General features: G+C 44.4%; 18 protein-coding genes. 6 read left to right on the top strand and 12 right to left on the bottom strand.

The features are described from left to right. Positions 1–99: 99 nt before the first annotated feature. From frsA to vcdP, 4 genes are all read right to left on the bottom strand, one after another. Positions 100–1,347 (bottom strand): esterase FrsA, encoded by a 1,248-nt coding sequence (gene frsA, locus AC6R00_RS19040; RefSeq protein WP_500641571.1) that lies wholly within the window; start codon positions 1,345–1,347, stop codon positions 100–102. A gap of 100 nt (positions 1,348–1,447) precedes the next feature. Then, positions 1,448–1,912, bottom strand: a complete 465-nt coding sequence (gpt, locus tag AC6R00_RS19035) for a xanthine phosphoribosyltransferase (RefSeq protein WP_004744887.1) — start codon at positions 1,910–1,912, stop codon at positions 1,448–1,450. A 237-nt stretch (positions 1,913–2,149) separates the two neighbouring features. Further along, complete coding sequence (locus tag AC6R00_RS19030; protein ID WP_500641570.1) at positions 2,150–3,439, bottom strand: NCS2 family permease; 1,290 nt, start codon at positions 3,437–3,439, stop codon at positions 2,150–2,152. Positions 3,440–3,918: 479 nt separating this feature from the next. Further along, positions 3,919–4,005: a small protein VcdP gene (gene vcdP / locus AC6R00_RS19025; RefSeq protein ID WP_500642210.1), complete on the bottom strand. Its 87-nt coding sequence runs from the start codon at positions 4,003–4,005 to the stop codon at positions 3,919–3,921. A 465-nt stretch (positions 4,006–4,470) separates the two neighbouring features. On the opposite strand from vcdP, the gene AC6R00_RS19020 reads away from it, so the two are divergent. From AC6R00_RS19020 to AC6R00_RS19005, 4 genes are all read left to right on the top strand, one after another. After that, on the top strand, positions 4,471–5,943 hold the full coding sequence (locus AC6R00_RS19020) for an aminoacyl-histidine dipeptidase (RefSeq protein WP_500641569.1): 1,473 nt from the start codon (positions 4,471–4,473) through the stop codon (positions 5,941–5,943). Positions 5,944–6,208: 265 nt separating this feature from the next. Next, a complete protein-coding gene (locus AC6R00_RS19015; protein ID WP_500641568.1) occupies positions 6,209–6,649 on the top strand; it encodes an ATP-dependent zinc protease family protein in 441 nt (146 codons plus the stop codon). Continuing rightward, positions 6,649–7,554 (top strand): 30S ribosomal protein S6--L-glutamate ligase, encoded by a 906-nt coding sequence (gene rimK, locus AC6R00_RS19010; RefSeq protein ID WP_049842825.1) that lies wholly within the window; start codon positions 6,649–6,651, stop codon positions 7,552–7,554. The genes AC6R00_RS19015 and rimK overlap by 1 nt, the downstream gene beginning before the upstream one ends. Continuing rightward, positions 7,514–8,605: a succinylglutamate desuccinylase/aspartoacylase family protein gene (locus tag AC6R00_RS19005; RefSeq protein WP_500641567.1), complete on the top strand. Its 1,092-nt coding sequence runs from the start codon at positions 7,514–7,516 to the stop codon at positions 8,603–8,605. The genes rimK and AC6R00_RS19005 overlap by 41 nt, the downstream gene beginning before the upstream one ends. A 75-nt stretch (positions 8,606–8,680) precedes the next feature. On the opposite strand, the gene AC6R00_RS19000 is transcribed toward AC6R00_RS19005, so the two are convergent. The 4 genes from AC6R00_RS19000 to AC6R00_RS18985 all read right to left on the bottom strand — a co-directional run bounded on the left by AC6R00_RS19000 (position 8,681) and on the right by AC6R00_RS18985 (position 13,105). Further along, a complete protein-coding gene (locus AC6R00_RS19000; RefSeq protein WP_500641566.1) occupies positions 8,681–10,045 on the bottom strand; it encodes a sodium-dependent transporter in 1,365 nt (454 codons plus the stop codon). A 111-nt stretch (positions 10,046–10,156) separates the two neighbouring features. Beyond that, positions 10,157–11,710 (bottom strand): sensor domain-containing diguanylate cyclase, encoded by a 1,554-nt coding sequence (locus AC6R00_RS18995; protein WP_500641565.1) that lies wholly within the window; start codon positions 11,708–11,710, stop codon positions 10,157–10,159. Positions 11,711–11,829: 119 nt separating this feature from the next. After that, positions 11,830–12,573, bottom strand: coding sequence for a YggN family protein (locus AC6R00_RS18990; RefSeq protein WP_500641564.1), 744 nt, complete (start codon positions 12,571–12,573; stop codon positions 11,830–11,832). A 55-nt stretch (positions 12,574–12,628) separates the two neighbouring features. Further along, positions 12,629–13,105: a transcription elongation factor gene (locus tag AC6R00_RS18985; protein ID WP_500641563.1), complete on the bottom strand. Its 477-nt coding sequence runs from the start codon at positions 13,103–13,105 to the stop codon at positions 12,629–12,631. Between the two features lie 79 nt (positions 13,106–13,184). Between AC6R00_RS18985 and AC6R00_RS18980 the strand changes: the two genes are divergently transcribed. Then, positions 13,185–15,122: a RecQ family ATP-dependent DNA helicase gene (locus AC6R00_RS18980; RefSeq protein ID WP_500641562.1), complete on the top strand. Its 1,938-nt coding sequence runs from the start codon at positions 13,185–13,187 to the stop codon at positions 15,120–15,122. A 12-nt stretch (positions 15,123–15,134) separates the two neighbouring features. On the opposite strand, the gene dinB is transcribed toward AC6R00_RS18980, so the two are convergent. Then, positions 15,135–16,199, bottom strand: a complete 1,065-nt coding sequence (gene dinB, locus AC6R00_RS18975; protein WP_500641561.1) for a DNA polymerase IV — start codon at positions 16,197–16,199, stop codon at positions 15,135–15,137. A gap of 155 nt (positions 16,200–16,354) precedes the next feature. On the opposite strand from dinB, the gene AC6R00_RS18970 reads away from it, so the two are divergent. Further along, the gene (locus tag AC6R00_RS18970; protein ID WP_500641560.1) at positions 16,355–17,569 is read left to right on the top strand and encodes a GGDEF domain-containing response regulator; all 1,215 of its coding nucleotides are present in this window, start codon (positions 16,355–16,357) and stop codon (positions 17,567–17,569) included. Between the two features lie 73 nt (positions 17,570–17,642). Here AC6R00_RS18970 and nqrM read toward each other — a convergent pair whose 3' ends face one another. From nqrM to nqrF, 3 genes are all read right to left on the bottom strand, one after another. Beyond that, positions 17,643–17,876: a (Na+)-NQR maturation NqrM gene (nqrM, locus tag AC6R00_RS18965; protein ID WP_004744900.1), complete on the bottom strand. Its 234-nt coding sequence runs from the start codon at positions 17,874–17,876 to the stop codon at positions 17,643–17,645. Between the two features lie 21 nt (positions 17,877–17,897). Continuing rightward, positions 17,898–18,902, bottom strand: a complete 1,005-nt coding sequence (locus AC6R00_RS18960; RefSeq protein ID WP_500641559.1) for an FAD:protein FMN transferase — start codon at positions 18,900–18,902, stop codon at positions 17,898–17,900. 190 nt (positions 18,903–19,092) lie between these two features. After that, a complete protein-coding gene (gene nqrF, locus AC6R00_RS18955; RefSeq protein ID WP_500641558.1) occupies positions 19,093–20,319 on the bottom strand; it encodes an NADH:ubiquinone reductase (Na(+)-transporting) subunit F in 1,227 nt (408 codons plus the stop codon). Positions 20,320–20,347: the final 28 nt, after the last annotated feature.

Here is a 20,347-nt window from a genome sequence, read left to right as displayed (position 1 = left end):
AATCTCCATATTCATTTCCTTATTTTTATACAGAGCGACTCAGGACTAGAAAGTCTGGGTAGCTCGTATACTTAAGTGTTGTCTAAATTAGTCGAAATGTCATCTAATTAGCTCCTCCTCCAACCACTTGATCGCTAAATCGAGGGATTGCTCATATCCTTGTGTAATTGTCTTGGCACTAATTTTCTTTGCTTTACCGTAGTCACTAAACAGCGCCACCATTTGGTTATCGCTGTGTGGCGAAACAGGGTCGTGCTCTAGGCTCATCGCTAAAATAGGTACCCGTGTCTTACGGCTGCCGAGAATACCTTGCACCTTAAGTGACCAAGCCATTAGCTGACCGGCTAAGCTATGAATATCGACCGCATTCTTACCAATGCGTGATGCCAACATGTCCAAATACATCTTGGGCATTTTTTTGAGTTTTTCTGGTGAAGAGAGTACGTCATGAATAGGCGCGCCAAGCGAGACACACGCTTTAATTTTGTCTTGCTCGATAAACGATAGGCGCACCATGGCATTACCACCAAAGCGAAAGCCAATCAAACCTACACGATGGTGATCAACCCATGGAATATTGTACAACTCGTTTAATACCACTTGATGAAGACATGAGGTATCTTCAGTCATATTCCAATGAGTGTTATGGCCTATCGACGGCATATCAACCGTCAACATCGCGATATTCTTTTCAGAAAGATAGTTTTTAAACAGGTTCCAAAGATCCGTTTGCAGGCTATCTAAGCCGGCACTGACCATAACGACAGGCTGAGGCTTATCTGTACTGGTTAAGTGCAACTGAGCGACGATGGTTTTACGCTGATATGGGATTTCAATGCGTTTAACGATGTACTTGGTTTTATTTGTCGCTTCGGTGTAAGCACTGCTCGCCAACACTTGAGCCTGAATCGCCAAGTTATCATTCTTTAAGTGTGGGTAACCCGCAATGCTAAAGCATAAAGAAGCATTAAACATTTCATCAGCGGCATCTTCGCCTTTTAGCTGAGCAGAGCGCTTCTGGTGTAGCATGCCCAGTTTTATCCACTCATAAGTCCAATTACCGCTGTGGTAGCCCATGACGGTATCGAGCCACTCATCATGGGTACGCGAATGCTTGGAAGCGGCAATTTTGGCTAACACAGCTTCAATTTCGATCGGATCAAGGCCCTGCCAAGCCCATTGCATACGACGCAAATTGCGATACCACTTGAAGCCATCCTCTTCTCGTTTTTGATCTAAGAAGGTTTCACTGGTTGGCATATATTGCGTGAGCGCCGAAGTCTCTTTGGCTTGTTTATGGTTAGCAAACAGAGACTCCGAGAGGTTCTTACTGACTTCCTCAGACATGGGCGATGACCTAAATAATTACGTTTATTAAATAGTAATAAAAAAAATGACCCAAGAAAGGGTCATTTATCAAGAAAGTGTCGCTATGTTGCTCAATCAGTTACTTTTGCTTGCGATTGATTGGCTCAATGTACTGAATTGACATATCCCATGGCTGCTCGATCCATGTGTCTTGAGCAATATCAACCACGTAGTCGTCAAGTAGCTCAACACCGGCTGGCTTAGCACATACTGCGATCAATTTTGCTTTCGGGTACATTTCACGCAGTTTACGCGCCGTATCACCGCTATCTACTAGGTCTTCAACGATTAGGAAACCTTCACCGTCACCCTCTGGTGCTTTTACAACAGTCATATCACGTTGGTGGTCATGGTCGTAGCTTGAGATACAGATAGTATCTACGTGACGAATACCTAGCTCACGAGCCAAGATTGCACCCGGCACTAGACCACCACGGCTTACTGCCCAAATTCCTTTCCATTGCTCTGCTGGCATTTGTTTTTCCGCCAACTCACGACAAAGTGTGTGCATTTGGTCCCAAGTGATAATGAATTTTTTACTCATTGTAATAACCTAATAGTTTTAAAATCTGCATCCCCTCAACACGTCAATGAAGTTTGGACGATTGCAACAGGCAAGTCTGGGGAAAAGCTACGCAAACGTTTATTTTAACGCAGGCGCTATACAATACCAATGGGGAATTTGTCCCTACGGCAAAAATAATCGCCATAACAGAGACTCCATTATGGCGAAAAATAGTGTACTGCCGACATTTAGCGAACGAAATCGCTAAAGCGAAAACTAAGCCACTAAATACTTAATGATGAATACTGCTGATAGTACCCATACACTGATTGATACTTCGCGACCACGGCCACTCAGTAGTTTGATTGCAGCGTAAGAGATAAAGCCAAGCGCAATACCTTCTGCAATTGAGTAAGTCAGCGGCATAAGTAAACAGGTCACGACAACAGGTGCCGCTTCTGTTAAGTCGCGCCAATCAACACTAACCAGCCCAGACATCATCAGAATAGCAACATAGAAAAGCGCACCTGCCGTTGCGTACGCTGGAATCATTCCAGCAAGTGGCGAGAAAAACAGAGCCAGAAGGAATAGTACACCAACGACAACAGCAGTCAGGCCTGTACGCCCACCAGCGGCAACACCAGCCGTGGACTCAACATAAGAAGTGGTGCTTGACGTACCAATCATTGCGCCAACAGATGTCGCAGTCGAGTCAGCAAGTAGCGCTTTGCTTAGACGAGGCAGTTTGCCATCTTCTTTAATCAGGTTCGCTTTTGTCGCAACACCCACCAAAGTACCTGCAGTATCAAACAGATCGACAAATAGGAAAGCGAACACAACCGAGATCATGCCAACTTCGAAAACGTCAGCAATGTTCATTTGCATAAAGGTCGGAGCAACACTTGGTGGCGCTGACATAATACCGCCCCATTGAACGTCACCAACGATCAAACCCAATGCGGTGATCGCTAGAATCGCAATCATTACCGCGCCACGAACACCACGGTAAACCAAGCCAATCGTTAGGAAGAAGCCTAATGCCGCTAAGGCAGGTTGCAGGCCAGTGATATGACCAAGACCAACTAACGTTGCTGGATTATCAACCACAATGCCTGAGTTTTGTAGGCCAATAAACGCAAGGAACAAACCGATACCAGCCGAGATACCCGTACGTAATGACATAGGAATCGAGTTAATGATCCACTCACGAACCTTGAAAATACTCAAAGCCATGAAGATGATACCGGAAACAAAAACGGCACCTAAAGCGACTTGCCATGAATGACCCATACCAAGAACAACGCCATAGGTAAAGAAGGCGTTCAGTCCCATGCCAGGTGCTAGTGCAATTGGGTAGTTAGCAACGAAGCCCATGATGAAACAGCCAATCGCCGCAGCAAGACAGGTTGCAACAAATACAGCGCCTTTATCCATACCAGCGTCTGCAAGCATTGCAGGGTTGACAAAGATGATGTAAGCCATCGTCAAGAAGGTGGTCACACCTGCAATGATCTCAGTTTTGACGTTTGTGCCGTTTTCACTGAGTTTGAACAGTTTTTCGAACATAATCGAATCCTAAAAGGGTAAAAAGTAAACGGTTGCGTAATCGATTGGCTGGAATTATAAAGTCATCAAATAGTAAATTCCAGATAGAATTAAGACTCTAATCAATATTTCTGCTGTTCATTGCCGCTTTCAAACAAGGGCCAGATGATGACATAAAGAAAAATACTTTATATTTCATATAGTAAAATCATTGATGATTTGAATTTCAAAAAGGTGTTTTTTTATACCATGTCATAAACTTTCAATGGCATTTGGGATATTTATGCGTAAGGCAATATGAGTTTATGCGAATAAAATAGAGAGATAGGAGTTAGCGACAGGAAACCACAGAGTTTGTGGGCAAATTGTGAGCGCACTTTTGCTTAGATAAAAAAACGCCACTCAATTTGAGTGGCGGTTGAATCATGTCAGCGATAAAAGCTGTAAAAAAATTCCAATAATAGGGGTGAACAAACTGTTCGAGAGTCACAAGCTAGGGTTTAGTAACCGAAGCTTGTTGGGTAAGTAAAGCTGCCTGTGTAAACAGAGTTGTTTAGCCAGAATGCTGCACTTGGTAAACCTTTCATAACTATCACCTTCTAAATCAATTAAAACAGATTACAAATATTGATTTCTCGGTTCCTTGGAGGCGACAAATCGGACTCATCCTTTGAGCATTTTCTCTTCGCTTTCGAAGTTGGTTATAAATATACCCCAAAGAAATTTAATTACAAGCATAAAAGTGACAAAAGTCACAAAAAGTTCAAAAAATGACTTAGATCAAATGGATTTTGTAATTTAATTACAAATGTATCAATTTATTGTTTGGGTTTAGTACAAACGTCACCTCATCATTAACACATCCCGTGTCAATTAGAATCTACAATTTGTGATTACATCGAAACATTTGCTTGCCGCTTTTACTACACCCTTTAGTCAGGGAGTGCTATTCTGTGCTCCTCTACCCAATAGGTCAGATTTAGGTTTTTGTTCCAGATGAATAGCAAAAATCAAACACATAATCTGGCATTATTCTTTTTAAGGAGTCATCCGTGTCTGAATTCCATTCTGAAATCAGCAGCTTATCACCTGCTCCACTTTGGCAATTTTTCGATAAGATCTGTTCTATCCCTCACCCTTCAAAACACGAAGAAGCCCTAGCACAATACATCGTTGATTGGGCTAAAGAGCAAGGCTTAGATGTTCGCCGTGATCCTACAGGCAACGTTTTCATCAAAAAGCCAGCTACGCCGGGTATGGAAAATAAGAAAGGCGTCGTTCTGCAAGCACACATCGATATGGTGCCACAGAAGAATGAAGACACAGATCATGACTTCACAAAAGATCCGATTCAACCGTACATTGACGGTGAATGGGTAACAGCGAAAGGAACCACACTAGGCGCTGACAATGGTATGGGTATGGCATCTTGTCTTGCGGTACTGGCTTCAACAGAAATCAAGCACGGTCCAATTGAAGTGCTGCTAACGGTAGACGAAGAAGCAGGTATGACAGGCGCATTCGGTCTTGAAGCGGGTTGGTTAGAAGGTGATATTCTTCTTAACACCGATTCAGAGCAAGAAGGCGAAGTCTACATGGGCTGTGCTGGCGGTATTGATGGTGAAATGTCTTTCGATATCAAACGCGAAGCGCTTCCAGCAGGCTTTACAACTCGCCAGCTGATTCTAAAAGGTTTAAAAGGTGGTCACTCAGGCTGTGACATTCATACTGGTCGTGGCAATGCCAATAAACTACTTGCTCGCTTCCTAGCAGGTCACGCGCAAGAACTTGACCTTCGTCTTGTCGAGTTCCGTGGTGGTAGCCTGCGCAACGCTATTCCTCGTGAAGCGTTCGTAACGGTAGCAGTACCAGCGGAAAATGAAGCGAAGCTTGCTGAGTTGTTCGAGTTCTACACTAACCTACTTCGTACAGAGCTAGGTAAAGTGGAAACAGACATCGTTTCATTCAACCAAGCGATCGACGCAGAGACACAAGTACTAGCGGTTGCCGACCAGCAGCGTTTCATCGCCGCATTAAATGCATGCCCTAACGGCGTGATTCGCATGAGCGATGAAATTGAAGGCGTAGTTGAAACGTCTTTAAACGTCGGTGTAGTGACCACTGAAGCAAACCAAATCCAAGTGTTGTGCTTAGTTCGTTCTTTGATTGACTCTGGCCGTCAACAAGTAGAAGGTATGCTGACTTCTGTTGCTGAACTTGCAGGCGCTCAAATTGAGTTCTCTGGTGCTTACCCAGGTTGGAAACCAGACGCAGACTCAGAGATCATGGCTATCTTCCGTGACATGTACGAAGGCATCTATGGCCATAAGCCAAACATCATGGTTATTCACGCTGGTCTTGAGTGTGGTCTGTTCAAAGAACCTTACCCGAACATGGACATGGTATCATTTGGCCCAACCATCAAGTTCCCACACTCACCAGATGAGAAAGTGAAAATTGATACTGTTGCCCTATTCTGGGATCAAATGGTTGCCCTATTGGAAGCGATTCCTGAAAAAGCGTAATTTCCATTACTAAATCTAATCCTAAAAGCCAGCTTGCATTAGCTGGCTTTTTTATTTTTAACCATAAATATTTTTTGTCGTCACGGTGATTTCTTTTCGTTAGTCAGCGCGAATCATGGTTGCTACAGTCGCCCTCCTTGAAGCACCTAAGGGTAAATTCTCTGCCCTCTTCAGGCACTACACTCGGCATAAAACGACCGTGTTAAGTTGGGGATGCTCACTTCAATCGAGCATCTTAAATACTCTCTAAATTATTATTACTGCAATGAAAGAAAAACTACTTGTTGGTTGGCGAGAGACCCTCAGCTTACCGAGCCTTGGTATTGACAAAATTAATGCAAAAATCGATACCGGAGCCAAGACCTCGTGTTTACACGCATTCAAAGTAGAGAGCTTTAAGAAGGACGAAGCTCAATGGGTTCGCTTCTGGATCCACCCAATTCAGCATAATACGGACGTAGAAATTATGTGTGAGTCTGAAGTCATTGATGAGCGTATTGTTCGCGACTCAGGTGGCCATGAAGAATCGCGTTATGTGATCAGCTCTAGTTTGAGCATTGGTGGCGAAACTTGGCCAATTGAAATCACCTTAACTAATCGCGAAAACATGGCTTTTCGTATGTTGTTAGGCCGTACAGCCATGCACAACCGCATCGTTGTTGACCCTGTTGAATCGTTTTTAGTCCCTTTCGAGGAAAGCAAATAATGAAAATTGGTATTTTATCTCGTAACGCTAGCTTGTACTCAACCAAGCGTTTGATTGAAGCGGCAAAAAACCGTGGCCATGAGGTAAAAGTCATCGATGCACTTCGTTGCTACATGAACATCAATTCAGACAAACCTGAAATTCATTTTAAGGGTGAAGAGCTATCTGGTTTCGATGCCATCATTCCTCGCATTGGCGCTTCTGTCACTTTCTATGGCACAGCGGTACTGCGTCAATTTGAAATGATGGGCGTTTACCCAGTCAACGAGTCGGTAGCCATCACTCGCTCACGCGACAAGCTTCGCTCTATGCAGTTGCTATCTCGCAAGGGTATCGGCATGCCAATCACTGGCTTTGCGAGTAAACCTGATGACGTGAAAGACCTGCTTGAGATGGTTGGCGGTGCGCCTGTTGTAATTAAGCTACTAGAAGGGACTCAAGGCATCGGCGTTGTACTGGCTGAGACTCGTAAGGCGGCAGAAAGTGTTGTTGAAGCCTTTATGGGCCTGAAAGCCAATATCATGGTTCAGGAATACATTAAAGAAGCGGGCGGTGCTGACATTCGTTGCTTTGTGATTGGTGACAAAGTGATCGCTGCGATGAAACGTCAAGGTGCAGAGGGCGAGTTTCGCTCTAACCTCCACCGTGGTGGCAGCGCATCGTTAATTAAGATTACTCCAGAAGAGCGACGCACTGCGGTCGCGGCTGCGAAAATAATGGGTCTAAATGTGGCTGGGGTTGATCTACTAAGATCAGAACGCGGTCCATTAGTCATGGAAGTAAACTCATCTCCAGGTCTTGAAGGTATTGAGGCCGCAACTGGTAAAGACATTGCTGGAATGATTGTCGAATTTATTGAGAAAAATGCGGCAAGCAAAAGGACTAAAACTCGTGGCAAAGGCTAAAAAGAATAGCGCATTCGAATTTCTCGGCGAGTCTATCTCGCCGGGAGAGCGTAAGGTGATTGAGTTAGAAGCGGCAAAGCTTTACACCCATTCACCCTTATCGATCCCGGTCGAGATCATAAACGGTAAACAAGCTGGGCCCGTTCTTATGGTCAACGCAGCAATTCATGGTGATGAGCTTAACGGCGTTGAGATTGTTAGACAGTTAATCAACACCCTTGATGCTAACAAGCTCAAAGGCACCATCATTGCTGTACCCATTGTTAACGTGTTCGGCTTTATTCATAAGTCTCGTTATCTGCCAGACAGACGAGATTTAAACCGCTGCTTCCCGGGTAGCGAAAAGGGTTCGCTTGCTTCACGCATGGCGAACACCTTTTTCTCTCAGGTCGCTAAGCGCTGTGACTACATTTTGGACTTACACACAGGTGCCATTCACCGCACCAACCTGCCACAGATTCGGGCAGATTTAAGTAATCCAGAAACACTTCGTATTGCTCAGGCGTTCGCTACGCCAGTGATCGTTGATGCTCCACTACGAGACGGCTCTCTGCGTAGCGAGGCTGAACGCCTGGGCATTCCGGTTTTAACCTATGAAGCGGGAGAAGCGCTAAGGTTTGAGCCTATTTGTATCAGTGCTGGCTTTATCGGGGTTCAGCGTGTCATGCAGGCAATTGGTATGCTGCGTTCAAGTCGCAAAAAGTTGCCAACACCGATGATCGCTAAGTCCACCAGCTGGTTGCGCGCAGAAAATGACGGCATTTTGCGAACTGTGGTGACGTTAGGCGAAAAAGTAGAAAAAGGTCAGGTGCTGGCTTACATCAGTGCGCCGTTAGGCCACAGTGAGATAGAACTCACCGCACGCAAAGGCGGGATTGTTATCGGTCAGCAAACTTTACCTTTGGTTAACGAAGGTGACGCCATCTTCCATTTAGCTTACTTTGAACAAGACGATCAAGAAGTTGAGCAGGTAGTTGAAGAGTTTATCGAAGAAGTGATCGATGCTGATTTGGAGCCCTTAACCACAGGCCAGATTAACTCACCGTCTTAATCTGTGTAATGAGTAAAAAAATAGCCCGCATTTTTGCGGGCTATCTAGGGTATGTTGACCTTAATTTCGATTCATTTAGCCAAAAGAGGCCCAAATCACTGTGGCGACTAAGATAGGACAAACGAACTTCACATAGGCAGGCCACAGTTTGCCAAACCAGCCTTGAGTGAATTCAGGACAGCCTTGCTCTAGCTCTTTAATCTTAGAGTGACGATTCCATACCCAACCGCCAAATAGGCAGAACAAGAGCGCCGCTGCAGGCTGAAGATATTGGGTTGCGACCATCGCTACCAAGCCAAACATAGCCGCAAAGTTGTAGACAATTACGATACTGAACAGTGCAATCAAACCACCCAATACCCAGCTTGTTGGTGTTCTCTTGGTGTTAAAGCGCTCACTCACTAAAGCAACCGGACACTCCAGCATAGAGATAGATGATGTTAGTGCTGCGATGGTCAGTAGTAAGAAAAATACAATCGCAAACAATTGGCCAAGCAAGCCTAAGCTATCGAACATAAGTGGTAATACGGTAAACACTAGGGTATCGGAACTAAGCAGTGAGCCATCCTCAGCGTATATCTGTACCCCTTTTTGCATCGCGACAAACATGGCAGGCATAACCACAAGGCCAGCAATAAAGGCGACTGCGGTATCGACCAAGGTGACATTCATTGCCATCTTAGGCAGGTTCTCTTTTTTGCTTAGATATGAACCATAGATCAGCATCGAACAACCACCGATAGTTAGCGAGAAGAAGCCCTGCCCCATCGCCGCTAAGATCAGTTTACGATCCATCACTTTTTCAAAATCTGGAATCAAGTAGTGCTTCAAGCCTTCCATCGCACCGTTTTGCGTCATGATGTAGATGAATAGCAGAGCAAACAAAACAAATAGCGCGGGCATCAGTCGAGTTGACCACTTTTCGATCCCCTGCTTAACACCACCTTGAACAATGAGCACAGTGAGAACGTAAAAAGTAATCGTACCGAAAAGGTTGCGCTCAACACTAAAGCCTTTAAACCAAGCGGTCGCTGCTTCCATACCTAAAACATCTGTAATGGCACCAAGTAAGAAACAAATCAACCAGCCGCCGACGATGCTGTAGAAAGCAAGCACGGCACTTGGCACACTTAAGCCAATCCAACCTACAGCGGCACCGACGCGTTTTCCTACTGGATTCGCCGTTAAAGAACGCATACTGTCAACAGGGTTAGCCTGACCATGACGACCTATCGCCATTTCAACAACCAACATAGGAAAAGCGACCACTAAGATCATCACTAGATAAACCAGTAAGAAGGCGCCGCCACCGTTACTTGCCGCTTGAGTAGGGAAACCCCATATATTGCCTAAACCAACCGCGGCGCCTGCTGCGGCAAGAATAAATCCGAGACGAGAACCAAAATGTTCGCGAGATTGAGAATTGTCTACTTGTGCCATACCACTTAAATCGCACCAATGAACTAGTTGACTAGTACATTAATACAAAACGCCAATATTCACAATTAAAATAGCAAATCGTTAGGTAGATAAGGTTAAGTTATAGCCGATTTAACTCGTAACGTTCAGTTTACGCGTTGACTCTACTAAGTAAGGCTTAATCTTCGCTCTATTTCTTCCACTGTGTTTAGCTTCATAGAGCGCACTGTCGGCCACAAGGAAAATATCGTGCTGATTATCGAGAGGTTGACTCGCACAATCAGCAACCCCCACAGACACAGTGACATATTGCGCAGTAGGTGAATGTTCATGGGTAATGGCGAGGGTATTTATCGCCGAGAGCAACGCATCCGCTTCCTGCTTATTGTTGATTGGTTGCTCGGAGGAAAGGAGGATACAAAATTCTTCTCCGCCGTATCTAGCAATAAACTTGTCACAACTCGATTTGGCGTTAAATAAATGGGTCGCCACTTCACTTAAGATAAAATCCCCTTCAAGGTGACCATAGTTATCGTTGAAAGATTTAAAGTGGTCGATGTCAATTAAGACGACACTAACATACTGATTTTGAGAGCACGACTTGAGTTGCTGCCAATAGGCTTGGAGTCTGCGACGATTGCCAACTTTGGTCAAAGCATCATGGGTCGAAAGCCATTCCAGTTCGCTGCGATTTCGTTCTAACTCACCAAAAACCTCATTGATTCGGCTAGCAAAATCACGCATTTCATGGGAAATAAACTGATCTTCTTCAGTGATAGTTTGGCTATCTTTATTGAGATTACACAGCGCAAATCTCGCCTGCTTGATTGGTTTAATCATCACATGCACAACACACAAATTAAAACCAAACATAAATACAGCAAAAGCGAGCACAGCTGACAACTCACCCCATGTGATAAACGAAGGCATGGTGACACTATGATTTATCACAATACACACGGTTGAATTGTTCTGATAATCCAACCGTTCGAGAATGGTTATATTCTCTCGATTAGCAACCTCCGCAGCTTCTGCTTGTTGCTTGGTGTAAATTTCGACATTGATGCCCGTTGCTTGCTTTAGCATTCGTACAAAGCTACCGCCAATCGGCTTTATAAACATCATATAACCACGGTCACAGTCCGCACCATCACTATCACAGATCCTTGACGTTGCGAGGAGAGCGGGCTGATCATCAAAAACAAGAAACTTAACAAACGGAGTGATCTTGTCGGTTCTGGATTTCAAACTATCGGCTAACAATGCGCCAAATTTATAACGGATTTCATCGTAAGAACGATCCTGCAGGGCCTTTACATCGTAATGGCGACCCCAGATTAAACTAACATTTGGATCAAAAATGAATACACCGCTCAATTGTTGAGAGGTAAAGGTATGAGGGCTGATACTGCGATCGGTAAACTCTGGATCAGGCGAATGAATAAAGTCAGTGATACTTTCCCATGCCGCGTAGTTAATCAATGAGCGAGCGAGTTCAGATTTTTGTAGATCAATGACTGTTTTAACTCGATTCACTTCCTCAGCCTGGAGGAATTCAAAACGCTCAACCGCCTCATCATAGGTCCAGATATAGCGGAAAGAGAGATAACAAAAAACAAAAACACTCGCCATCATCAGCGAAGCAATGATCGTTAACTGTTTGAGAGATAGATGGGATATCTGCATCTAAACGTCATACCCTAAAAGCAAGAGCCAGAATTAAACACATTATTCACCAAGTTGTCTATAACAAGAGTGCCATAGGCACCCTGTTATGTGATCGCATACCTCGAGCAATCGTTACCTTAGATTGTGAAAATCTGATAGTCCTTAAGCTCAGGTATCTTCTTATGCAGTTGTTGTTCTTGTTCCGCCATCTGATCTAGCGAGTCACAAAACTCTTCGCCTTGCTGCTCAACCTCAACCGCATGTTGCTTTAAGCGTTCAGCGATACGCTCTTTTAGCTCACTCATAGAGTTCGCCATTTCGGTTAAGTTTAAACCACCCTCAGCTTTCATCTTTTCAGACATCGCATTGAATGCGCTAGAAATAAACTCTTCGTTAAACAGTGCTTTCGCTTTTTCAAAATCTTCAGCCCATGTTTCACTTAATGAGCCAAAACTGTCTGCTGGCAGAACAAGATCACCATTGTTGTAGTAGCGCGCTTCAATATCAGCGTAAAACTGCTTCATGGATTGCTTAACACCTTCGAACGCTTCTGGTGCATCAAAGCTCACCGCCACGTCATCAACAATATCATTGGCTAGCGCTAATCCATCCTGGGCAATCTTTTTCGCTCGAGGTAAGTAATCATTGAGATTTTCACGATACTGAGCAATCGCTTGCTGCTGCTCATTGTCTAGCTCTATCTTTTCACCGTGAATAAGTAGGTTATTGTTAGCATCAACTACCGCTTTGTCACCACCTGTCTGCACGATTTCAATCCGCTCACCATTGAGGTGAATTTCATTTTTTAAATCTACTTTACACTGCGCAGCGTAAACTTGGCTTGAAAGCAGTATCGGTAAGGCTAGTATTACTTTCTTCATTGTCATTCCACTTAATTCATTGATTTCGAGCTTATCAAACATGGCTAAAAGTATGTCAGCTGATGGTTTCTATCTCATAGCAATGCTCAATTTCACCAATCTTATAACTGATCTCATCTTCCACTTGTTTCGCTTTTAAAGCCTGACCAAGCGGAGATTCAAACGTAACTAGTACTATCATATGTTGTTGAAATTGGACTTTCATGCCACCAGCACATGGAGCGAGAAAGAACCAGTGACGATAGTCATCCACATCAATCAATGAAACCAAACAGCCTAATCCAACGGTATTCGGCTCGTGAGGTAGCAGCAAGTTAGTCATAGCCTGAATTTCCTGCTCACACTCCTGCACCCGCATCGCTTGACCATGAGCCAAATAAGAAGCTTCAAGAGCTAACGTATCATATTTGTGCTCTGGAACCGTCTCTTCATCAGTGGCTGACTCGATCGCTCTTTGTGCAGAGCTCACTGCAACTTCCAATTTACGTTGCAGTTGCGAGAGAATTACTTGCCGCAGCTCTAATTTATTCATACTAAAATCGTGTTCCATTGCTCTGATAGCCTTTAGAATACCTGTGACCAAAGCAGAAGAGAATAGTAGGAATCGCCTGATGGATAGTTCACCTCACCAGACAGCCATAGCACATACGCTTAAACACACATTTGGCTTCGATAGCCTAAGGGGTGGACAGCAACAAGCGATTGAGACCATTTTAGACGGACGCTCGTGCGCAGCGATTTTTCCTACCGGTTCAGGGAAGTCTTTGTGCTATCAATTACCTGCTACCCTGCTGCCAAACCTGACTTTGGTCGTCTCCCCTCTTCTCGCGTTAATGAAAGACCAACTTGCTTTTTTACACAACAAGCAAATACCCGCGGCTTCGATCGATTCGAGCCAAAGCCGCGAAGAGACGCTGCAAGTGATGGAGCAAGTTAGGCGTGGTGAGATTAAAATCCTCATGATCTCTGTTGAGAGACTGAAGAATGAACGTTTTCGTCAGTTTATCTCTCAAGTGGCGATATCACTGTTGGTTGTCGATGAAGCACACTGTATTTCAGAGTGGGGACATAACTTTCGTCCAGACTACCTAAAGCTACCTCAGTACCTAAAAGAATTTCAAATTCCTCAAGCATTGCTGTTAACGGCAACAGCGACTCAGTCGGTTATTGAGGATATGCGCGATAAGTTTTCGATCGCTGAGCAAGATCTGGTTGTGACTGGCTTCTACCGAGCAAACTTAGATATTAGCGTGGTTCCTTGTGAAGAAGACGACAAAGCAGAGCAGTTGCTCAACCTTATTGGCCCTGAACCCACCGCACCAACGGTGGTTTATGTGACTTTGCAACAGACCGCAGAAACGGTTGCTAAACAGCTGCTCAAAGGCGGCGTCAATGCTCACGCGTATCACGCAGGGATGAAACCCGATATCCGTGAATCGATCCAAGACCAATTTATGCGCGGTGAGATTGATTGCATTGTTGCCACTATTGCATTTGGCATGGGCGTTGATAAATCGGATATTCGCCGTGTGATCCACTTTGACCTGCCAAAATCCATCGAGAACTATGCTCAAGAAATTGGTCGAGCTGGTCGAGATGGCAAGCAGTCTCAGTGTATTTTACTCGCCAATCAAAACGGACTCAGCACGTTAGAAAACTTTGTCTATGGCGATACTCCTGAATTAGGCGATATTCACTCTGTACTCGAACAAGCATTAAGCAACAGTCCACAGTGGGAAGTGGTCCTTTCAAGATTGTCTGCGGAAACCAATATTCGTCAACTGCCATTAAAAACGCTGTTGGTTTATATGGAGATGGCTGGTGTTATACAAGCCAAGTTCAGTTACTTTGCCGATTATCGATTCAAATTTATCAAAGACAAGCAATTTATCATCAATCAGTTTGATCCAGCTCGTCAGCAATTTGTATCCGCTCTGTTTGATTGCTCAAGCCAAGCAAAGATCTGGTGCCAGGTCGACTTTGATGCTTTATGGAATCACTTTCAAGGTGAACGACACCGCGCAGTTGCCGCCCTCGATTACTTTAACGAAAAAGGTTGGATAGAGCTCGAAAGCAAGCTGATGACCGAGGTCTATACAGTAAACAAACCCGAGCAAAGTCTAGAAACGCTGTGCCAAAGCTTGTGGTCACTGTTTAAAGATAAAGAACGTAGCGATGTAGAACGAATCCACAATCTGCTTAGCTACTTTCAATCTGAGCAATGTTTAAGTGCAGGGCTCGCGCACTATTTCGCAGACTACAACTCCCCTACTGAATGCGGTCATTGTAGTGTTTGTCGTGGCGCCATCGCGACTCTGCCTCAGCCTATCGTAGAAGAGTACAACCCTGAGCAGGTATCAACGTGGTTAAAGGCGCTCGAAGATAAAACCAAAGGAAAACTCTCACCTCACCTTCAAACTAAGTTTCTTTGCGGTATCACCACGCCATTGTTCACTAAGATCAAAGCTCGCTCTTTGCCTGGATTTGCCAAACTGGAATCGACGCCATTCGCTGATGTTCTAGCGCAAATCATGCACATAGAAAGCTAGAGACAGTTAAGACTAAAAGAAGCTAAGTTGTTTCGCCTGTTCTTCCGGTTTAAGCATTACATTTAACCCCAACAGGCGGATCTCTCTGCCCTGTTGACGCTTCAAAATATCACTCAATAACTGTTTAAAATATTCCAGTTCAAGCTGCGGGTGAATATGTTCAATAGTGGTTAATTGGAAATCAGCGAACTTCAGCTTGATTCCTTGCTTAATGATGGCTTTTTCAGGCGACGCTTTTTCTAAACGTTTTTCGAGTTCAGGGAATAGCTTTTCTTCAATGACCTGCCAACACTCCTGATAGGTAGAAATGTTTTGGCTAAAGGTTCGCTCAACGCCAACCGATTTGCGCTCTCGCTCTACCACGACTTCACGATTGTCGATACCGTGGCTCTTATTCCATAGTGAAGCGCCCAAGCGACCAAACTTAAGCAGCAAATCACGATAGTTACTCTTTTTTATGTCTTCGCCGGTATAGAAACCCGCTTGGTGCAATTTTTCCAAACTTACTTTGCCAACGCCTGGTATTTTCTCTAGAGGGAGTTTATCAACCACCTCTTGAACCCTCTCAGGCGGAATCACAAATTGTCCATTGGGTTTGTTCATATCAGAAGCAACTTTAGCTAAAAACTTAACTGGAGCAATTCCAGCCGACGCGGTTAGCGAAAGCTCATGCCAGATGTCACGACGTATTGCTTCGGCTATCAAAGTGGCAGAGCCTTGGCACTGTGTACAGTCTGTGACATCTAGGTAAGCTTCATCCAGAGATAAAGGTTCAATCAATGAAGTGTAGCGAGAAAAGATGTCTCGGATCTGTTTTGATATCTCTTTGTAGACTTTCATCCTACCAGGAACGACAAGTAACTGTGGGCACAATTGCAATGCACGAGCAGTTGGCATGGCGCTACGAATACCATATTTCCTTGCCTCATAGTTGCAGGTACTAAGAACACCACGCTGTTTTTCATGGCCACCTACGGCAAGTGGTCGTCCACGGTAAGAGGGGTTGTCCCTCATTTCTACCGCAGCATAAAAACAGTCCATATCGACATGGATGATTTTTCTCACTTTTTCGCTCATCGTCACCGACAAATAAACCCACAAATAACTGTATATAAATACAGTTTAATTTATATTCTTGAGTTCTCATAGGGAAAATTGTCGATCAATTACCCGTGCAAGATCGATAGATGGGTTTATTATTAAAACTATAGCGACAAATAAGAGGCACGACTTTGAACAATAAAGTACTGGTTGTGGAAGATAGCCGTGCGTACCAAAACTACCTGACACAGCAGTTAACCGCTATTGGTTGTCAGGTTTATAGCGCCGAAACCCTAGCTGAAGCCAAGCATATCCTGCAGCAACACCGAGAGTTCCGCTTTGCCGTTTTAGACTATTGCTTACCTGATGCTCAGGATGGAGAAGTCATCGACCTCGTACTGGAGCACAAGCATAAAGCCATCGTCCTTACGGCTACGTTCAATGAAGATGCCAGAGAGCGTTTTCTCGCAAAAGGCGTTGTCGACTACCTGCTGAAAAATAGTATGGCTTCAGTTGCTTACCTAATTCCTCTCGCTAAACGACTACTCAACAACGATAAGCATCACGCTTTGATCGTTGATGATTCTTCGACCGTTCGTGCACATGTTATCCAGCTATTGGAGCACCAGTACATTAAAACGACTCAAGCGGAAAATGGCCAAATTGCACTAGAAAGGCTAAAGCAAGATCCTACCATTACCTTTGTGATTACTGATCATGATATGCCTGAAAAAGATGGCATCAAGATGATCCAAGAAATACGTCAATCTTATGACAACAATAGTTTGGGCATCATAGGCTTATCGGGCAGCAACTCTAAAACCCTTACAGCTCAGTTTCTAAAAGCAGGTGCCAATGACTTTTTAACTAAACCTTTTAATCAAGAAGAGTTTTATTGCCGGGTACATCAACTGCTAAACATGAAAGAAGCGACTGAAGAGCTGTATCAGCTTGCTAACCAAGACGCGCTTACGGGGTTATGGAACCGACGCTTTCTGTTTGCACAAGCTTGCTCCACGTGTACGGCTCGTAGTATTGCTATGCTCGATATTGACCACTTCAAAGCAGTTAATGATACCTACGGCCATGACGGGGGAGATGCTGCACTAAAGGTCATTGCCAATATCTTAAAGATCTATTTCCCTGATGACGTAGTGGCAAGGTTTGGTGGCGAGGAGTTTTGTATTCAGTCTCACATCCCTTTTGATGACTTTATTACCCGGATTGAAAACGTACGGTTACGGATAGAAAAAACTTTAATTAAGCATAACTCTAATACCATACAAGTCTCTGTCAGTATTGGCGTTTGTAGTAACCGCGAAAGTTTAAATGACCAGATAAAGCTGGCAGATGACAGACTATACGAAGCAAAAGCAGCGGGAAGGAATTGTACTGTTTACAGCTAACCATAAGATCATTCTTGTAGAAACAAAAACACCGACGTTATGTCGGTGTTTAACTTGAAATATTGCGCTAACATTAGGCGATACGATCTTTTTCCCATGCTGCTAGTTTTTCAGCTCTAGCCGCTTCACGCGCTTCACGCTTTTTACGTGCATCACATGGTTCAGGGCAATTACATACCTTGTCGATACCAACTGCACCAAGACCGCCACAGCTGCCTTTTACGACTTTCTTTTGGATGATATAGCCGATTGACATAGCAGCAATCACAGCCATAAACACACCAAAGGTAATTAGAAATGTACTCATAATGACATGCTCGTAGTTTTATTATTGATTCATAAATGGCTTGTAAGCTTCAGAAGCTAACTCTTTGAAGCCATCTTGGGTTTTAACAATCATAAACGCAGGAATGTTGTTTTCGTTGGCCACCTGCATACCTAGCTCTTCACCAAGAACCATAAGGCCCGTCGCCAAGCCATCTGCCGTCATGGATGACTTATCCAATACAGTCACTGAGACCACTTTATGGCGAATAGGCTTACCCGTTTGTGGGTTGATGATATGTGAGTATCGTACGCCATCTCGCTCGAAATAAATACGGTAATCACCCGATGTCGCCACCGCCATATCACCTGGCTCAATAATCTCCTGAATAGCACGTTCGTCAGTTGATGGTTTTTCAATTGCGATACGCCATTTCACGCCTTCACGATTTAATCCTTTCAGGCGCATTTCACCGCCGACTTCAACCATGAAATTCTCAACACCTTGAGATTGAATGTAGTCCGCAACCACATCCACACCCCACCCCTTTGCAATTGTCGATAGGTCGACATAAAGGTTAGGAATATCTTTTTTAAGTGTATTACCTTCAACAGAAAGGTGTTCAATACCCGTCATCGCTTTGCGCGCTGCCAGCTCATCATCGGTAGGGACGACTTCAGGTCGAGCTTCTGGACCAAAGCCCCAAAGGTTAACCAATGGACCTACCGTCACATCTAATGCACCTTGAGTAAGACCGTTTAAACGGATTGCTTCTTTCACCACAGTGACTGTTTGTGGAGACACTTCGAACGACTCCGAAGTTTGCAATTGGTTAAAACGACTCAACTCTGAATCTTTGCGGTAGGTCGACATCTGGTCATTGACCTCTTCAAGCAGTCGATCGACTTCTTGCTGAAGCACCTCTGGTGAAGGGATACCCTCCGCTGAGATGTATTTAATGTTGTAAGTTGTCCCCATTGTTGGGCCACTTAGATGAACCTGCTCCGCGGGCTTTTCACAGCCAGCTAAAACGAGTAGAGAAGCAAATGCAACAAGCCATTTTTTCACTTGTTAGACTCCTTAAATTCGAAACGGGAATAGCACATACGTTTTATATAGAACGCATCGACTATTACCACTCTTTAAAAAATAATGGCTGACTTAAAGCAGTCAGCCATCTTAGAGACGTAATTTCAAGTAGTTGGAGTTGTAGCTCGGAAGATTAACTCATCAAACTACAGCCCCAACTTACCGAAATTTAACCACCGAAGTCATCCAGTAGGATATTTTCGTCTTCAACACCGAGATCTTTCAGCATTCCGATAACAGCTGCGTTCATCATCGGTGGACCACACATGTAGTACTCACAATCTTCAGGCGCTTCATGATCCTTCAGGTAGTTTTCGTACAGTACGTTGTGGATGAAGCCTGTGTAACCATCCCAGTTATCTTCTGGCATAGGGTCAGACAGTGCACAGTGCCACACGAAGTTCTCGTTTTCAGCTTGTAGGCCGTCGAAATCTTCTACGTAGAACATCTCACGCTTAGAACGCGCACCGTACCAGAAAGACATCTTACGAGTAGAGTTTAGACGCTTAAGCTGATCGAAGATGTGCGAACGCATTGGAGCCATACCAGCACCACCACCAACGAAGACCATCTCGTTGTCTGTGTCTTTCGCGAAGAACTCACCAAATGGACCAGAAATAGTACACTTGTCGCCTTCTTTAAGAGACCAGATGAACGAAGACATGATACCTGGCGGTACTTCAGGATTATTAGGCGGCGGCGTAGCGATACGCACGTTCAGCATAATAATACCTTCTTCTTCTGGGTAGTTAGCCATAGAGTAAGCGCGGATTGTTTCTTCGTTTACCTTAGACTCGTAGCGGAACAGGTTAAACTTGTCCCAATCTTCGCGGTACTCTTCTGGTACATCGAAGTCAGCGTATTTAACGTGGTGAGCAGGAGCTTCAATCTGGATGTAACCACCAGCACGGAAAGGTACTGATTCGCCATCTGGAATTTGTAGCTTAAGCTCTTTGATGAATGTTGCTTTGTTATCGTTAGAGATAACTGAACATTCCCACTTCTTAACGCCGAAGATCTCTTCAGGAAGTTCGATGTCCATGTCAGTTTTCATTGCAACCTGACACGCTAGACGCTCACCTTCACGCGCTTCACCTTTAGTAATGTGGTCAAGCTCGGTTGGTAGAATGTCACCACCACCTGATTTAACTTTTACGCGACACTGGCCACATGAGCCACCGCCACCACAAGCAGAAGATACGAATACACCAGCACCAGCTAGAGCACCCAGAAGCTTACTGCCTGGTTGTGTAACGATCGCCAGATTTGGGTCGTTATTCACAGAGATTGTAATGTCACCTGATGGTACTAGTTTAGATTTAGCGAATAGAATCACTAAAACTAGCGCCAAGATAATCAGGGTAAACATCACTACACCAAAAATAATAGTATTCATGACTATTCCTTTAATTGCTGCCGTTTAC

It is taken from the genome of Vibrio sp. R10-SF1-ISO8, from assembly GCF_059833805.1.
The sequence above is the reverse complement of the archived record's forward strand: the minus strand, read 5'-3'. Positions and strand labels throughout refer to the sequence as shown.